This is a genomic window from Megasphaera stantonii (genome assembly GCF_025567065.1).
Lineage (GTDB): Bacteria > Bacillota > Negativicutes > Veillonellales > Megasphaeraceae > Megasphaera > Megasphaera stantonii.
This window is the reverse complement of sequence record NZ_JAOQKD010000053.1, coordinates 1-550: the sequence shown is the minus strand read 5'-3', so window position 1 is coordinate 550 and position 550 is coordinate 1. Positions and strand designations below refer to the sequence as shown.

Here is a 550-nt window from a genome sequence, read left to right as displayed (position 1 = left end):
CTCCTTTGTTGATGATTTCTCGCAAAACCATTTTAACATGAAGCTTCACTATGGATTTTTGTTTTTTGATTACCTGTTCAAATTCATTTTACAATTAACCCCTACAAAAAATTGGGGGATACTGGGTTAAAACGATCTCGATCCCGGAAAGAATACTCTTTCGAAGAAAAGCTTTCTGTGGTAGAGTCTTACTTAACAAGCGAACTCTCGTATCAGGAACTGGCTCTTCAAATGGGAATCAACAATCCGTCGATGCTTGCCAGATGGGTAAATGACTTTAAAATAGCTGGGCCGGATGCGTTAAGACCGCATAGGAAAGGCAGGAAGAAGACATTGAGTACATCGCAATCAAGAGAAACAGAAGCACAAGTTCAGCATACGGAGGTTGACACCCGCGCAGAGCACGTCAAGGAATTAGAGGATGAACTTCTCAAACTCCGTATAGAGAATGCAGTTTTAAAAGAACTGAGGAGACTGCGGTTAGAGGACGAAGCAAAGCGGAGAGGGTTGCAAACGTCATCTTCAGTCTCCGAGGACAATTCAAACTAAA

At 42.2% G+C, this 550-nt stretch carries 1 protein-coding gene; it reads left to right on the top strand.

The annotated features are described in order from the left end of the window. Window positions 1–177: 177 nt before the first annotated feature. Window positions 178–549 carry a helix-turn-helix domain-containing protein gene (locus tag OCV58_RS12175; protein WP_267312933.1) on the top strand — a complete coding sequence of 124 codons (372 nt, stop codon included), beginning with the start codon at window positions 178–180 and terminating at the stop codon, window positions 547–549. The last annotated feature ends 1 nt before the right edge of the window (window position 550 follow it).